This is a genomic window from bacterium (assembly GCA_037131655.1).
Classification (GTDB): domain Bacteria; phylum Armatimonadota; class Fimbriimonadia; order Fimbriimonadales; family JBAXQP01; genus JBAXQP01.
In genome coordinates this window covers 1-3,523 of sequence record JBAXQP010000284.1, presented here as the reverse complement: position 1 = coordinate 3,523, position 3,523 = coordinate 1, and the positions used below count along the sequence as shown (strand labels likewise).

Here is a 3,523-nt window from a genome sequence, read left to right as displayed (position 1 = left end):
GATATGTTCGGCATTCCTTTCGAAGGACATCCCGATCTTAGACGAATCCTAATGCCCGACGATTGGACTGGTCATCCCCTCCGGAAGGATTTCCCTCTCCAAGGAGAAAAAGTGGTCTTTGCCCAGGGAACAACTGGCCCGTCGATAGAAGATTTCTACAATCCTAACGCCGGCTCCTCTTTCCCCGGAAAGACCGGTTCGGAAGATATAAGCGGAAGGTGAGATAGGGGGAGCTATGGGCGAAGCCCCTAAGTGCCGTCAGGCACGTCACCCTGAGTTTGCCGAAGAGGCTTTTGTGTGAGCTTGGGGGTTGAAACCGCAGCTGATGATAGCAAACCCCACCTGCGTGGGTTCTTCCGGATAGTCCGCGTAGGCGGACTTGGCTATTAACAGCCGCGACTTTAGTCGCTAGGCGTTCGGAATATCCCTCGACTACGCTTGGAAAGATGTGCATTGGAAAGCTAAAAGCTAAACTATGCTTGAACTAATATTATCAATAATCGGGACGCTGATTGGGGCGATGGTTTGGATTGGGTTTCGCAAAGAGCGCGTTGAGAAACTCGAACGTACGCGATTGTGGCTCGATGAGTTCATTGAACAATTTGTTTTTGCGCCAACAGCGGATGTTCCTGACTTTGGCACTCAAAGCATGCCGAAGCTGGAAAGTTTGGCGATGCTTTATGAAAAAGGATTGGTTGACTGCCGCAGCATTGATGAACGACTGAAAGGCGATCTGTCTAATTATTTTCTGGAGCTTAAGCTCTTTCTAATAGAGCACATCAAAACGGAGCGGGCGATTAAATTAGGTTCGACGCATGATTACCCGTTGCTATGGAAAATGGCTGACATGAGCAGACTCGAAAAGGATGAGCGTTTTATCCATGAAGTCGAGCTACTGCAGCAAGAGCGGCATAGGTTCGAGATATCCAGCTCAGCGATTATATTTGAACCTAATTCGGAGGATGATGAGCCGGTATTCTTTGAGCCAAATGAGATGCTCTATCAGGAATTGCAGAATGTATTGGAAAGCGAAAAGGATAGGAGTGAGCAGTGAGCAGATTCATGCCTTCGACTGAGACCTATATCGAGCGGCGTGATGAGAATACCATGATCATCAACATGGGGCCTCAACACCCCAGCACGCATGGCGTTCTAAGAGTAGTGCTTGAGATCGATGGCGAAACGATCGTCAAGGCTGTCTGTTATATTGGCTTTCTGCACACAGGTATCGAAAAGGAAGGCGAGTACCAAACCTATCTGAAATGCGTTCCCATGACTGACCGCATGGACTATCTTTCTGCCAATCATAATAATTTAATGCATGCCCTATCGGTTGAAAAGCTGATGGGAGTGGAAATCCCGCCACGCGGTCAGTATTTGCGGGTGATCCTGGCAGAGCTTTCTCGAATTAATAGTCATCTAGTGTGGCTTGGAACTCATGCGCTCGATTTAGGAGCGATGACCCCCTTCTTCTGGGCCTTTATCGAACGTGAAAAGACGCTCGATCTCTTCCAAATGATGTCTGGTCAGCGGATGATGCCGAGTTGGATTGTGCCGGGTGGTCTTCGTGGCGATATGCCTGAGGGATGGGAACAAAAACTGAGAGATTTCATCGCAGTTTTTCCAGGAGCGCTTGCTGAAGTCGAGTCTCTACTCGTCACCAACCCCATATGGCTTGAACGAACTCAAGGGGTCGGTGTTCTTAGTCTTAAAGACTGTCTTCGATATGGCGTCAGCGGGCCGATAATCAGGGCATCCGGGTTGGCTTGGGATATCCGCAAGAGCAACCCCTATTCGTCCTATGATAAGTTCGATTTCGAAATTCCAGTTGGAAAGCATGGCGATGTGTACGACCGTTTCCTGGTGCGTTTGGAAGAGATGCGCCAGAGTATTCGAATCATCACACAGGCGATTGACAACCTGCCGGATGGGCCGATAAATTCATCTGACCGAAAAGTCGTGCCGCCGCCTCGCGAAGAACTCGATACCAGCATGGAAGCGATCATTCATCACTTTTTGCTGTGGACCGAAGGCTATCATCCACCCCTGGGAGAGGTTTATGTCCCAACGGAAAGTCCGAAGGGTGAAGCCGGGTTTTATATTGTTAGCGATGGCGCCGATGCCCCCTATCGCTGGCACCTACGCCCACCGTCGTTTATGAACTTACAAGTACTTGATTTAATGTGCCGCGGCGGATTAATGGCCGATATGGTAGCTTGTATAGGGAGTATCGATATTGTTCTTGGAGAAGTAGACCGATGAAACCGAAGGAGCGAGTAACAACCGATGAGCGTCCTCTGCCGACACCTTCGAGCGAAGTCAAAATGCGTTTTTCACCTGAAGCCGTTAAGGAGCTTGAGGCGATTGTGACGCATTATCCCGATAAGAAAGCCGCCTTGCTCCCCGCCCTCTGGATTGCGCAGCGAGAGTATGGAATGGTCACTCCCGAGGCGATGATGGAAGTAGCCGTCCGCATGAATCGTCCTTTTGCCGAGGTCGCAGGGGTAGCTACTTTTTACACGCTTTATAAAACGGAGCCAATAGGCAAACACGTTATTGAAGTTTGTACTTGTCTTACTTGCGCCGTAGTTGGGGCGTTTCGTTTACTTGATTATTTACAAGAGAAACTAGGCATCGGCTCCGGCGAAACGACGCCCGACGGCATATTCACCATCGAAGAGGTCGAGTGCCTAAACTTCTGCAGCGCCGCCCCGGTGATTCAGATTGGCGACAAATACGAAGGCAACCTTACCCCCGAAAAATTGAACGAAATCATCGACCGCCTACGTTCCAGCGAGGAACCCACTATCACCCAGATGTCCAATTCCGTCGTGAAATGCCAACTGCATGAGGGCGAGGTCTAATTTAAGAATGCCTGAAAACAGATTGCTGCTGAAATATGCTGAAGAAGCCGAGTACCGCACGCTTGATGGATATAAAAAGCGTGGGGGGTATTTGGCGTTGGAGAAGGCATTGGGGATGGAACGGCAGGCGGTGATTGATGAAGTCAAAGCCTCCGGTCTTCGCGGACGCGGCGGTGCGGGGTTTCCGGCTTGGATCAAGTGGAACGGCATTCCAAAGAATTGGGATGAGCCGCATTATGTGCTTTGTAACTGTGATGAGGGTGAGCCGGGGACGTTCAAAGACCGCGAGTTGATGCTGAAAACGCCGCATCAGATTATCGAGAGCATGATCATCGGCGGTTATGCCACGATGTCCAAGGTAGGCTATATCTATATTCGCGGCGAGTTCATCGAGTCGGCGCAGGCGATGAAAACGGCGATTGATGAAGTCTATAAGGCCGGATATTTGGGCAAGAACATCATGGACAAAGGGTTCGATTTCGACCTTTTTATTCACATGGGCGCAGGCTCTTATGAGTGCGGGGAAGAATCGGCGTTGATGAACAGCCTTCAGGGCGAGCGCGGAATGCCGCGGCTCAAATTTCCCCATGCGCCCCTACCGACTGTTGGAGGGTTGTGGGAAAAACCGACGCTTATCAATAACGCCGAGAGCTTTTCCT

Annotated in this window: 5 protein-coding genes; all 5 read left to right on the top strand. The window is 50.2% G+C overall.

What is annotated here, in order from left to right:
- Positions 1 to 222 (top strand): NADH-quinone oxidoreductase subunit C (locus WCO51_11235; protein MEI6513828.1); only part of this gene is annotated, 222 nt, incomplete at its 5' end.
- 253 nt (positions 223 to 475) lie between these two features.
- Positions 476 to 1,054, top strand: a complete 579-nt coding sequence (locus WCO51_11230; protein ID MEI6513827.1) for a hypothetical protein — start codon at positions 476 to 478, stop codon at positions 1,052 to 1,054.
- Between the two features lie 8 nt (positions 1,055 to 1,062).
- Positions 1,063 to 2,262, top strand: a complete 1,200-nt coding sequence (nuoD, locus tag WCO51_11225) for an NADH dehydrogenase (quinone) subunit D (GenBank protein MEI6513826.1) — start codon at positions 1,063 to 1,065, stop codon at positions 2,260 to 2,262.
- Positions 2,259 to 2,864 carry an NAD(P)H-dependent oxidoreductase subunit E gene (locus tag WCO51_11220; protein MEI6513825.1) on the top strand — a complete coding sequence of 202 codons (606 nt, stop codon included), beginning with the start codon at positions 2,259 to 2,261 and terminating at the stop codon, positions 2,862 to 2,864. The genes nuoD and WCO51_11220 overlap by 4 nt, the downstream gene beginning before the upstream one ends.
- Positions 2,865 to 2,871: 7 nt before the next feature.
- A partial coding sequence (locus WCO51_11215; protein MEI6513824.1) for an NADH-quinone oxidoreductase subunit F occupies positions 2,872 to 3,523 on the top strand: 652 nt, incomplete at its 3' end.

What these genes read in the sequence shown, in the direction of transcription:
- WCO51_11230 (MEI6513827.1), top strand. Translation starts at nt 476, where the DNA reads ATGCTTGAACTAATATTATCAATAATCGGGACGCTGATTGGGGCGATG.
- nuoD (MEI6513826.1), top strand. Translation starts at nt 1,063, where the DNA reads ATGCCTTCGACTGAGACCTATATCGAGCGGCGTGATGAGAATACCATG.
- WCO51_11220 (MEI6513825.1), top strand. Translation starts at nt 2,259, where the DNA reads ATGAAACCGAAGGAGCGAGTAACAACCGATGAGCGTCCTCTGCCGACA.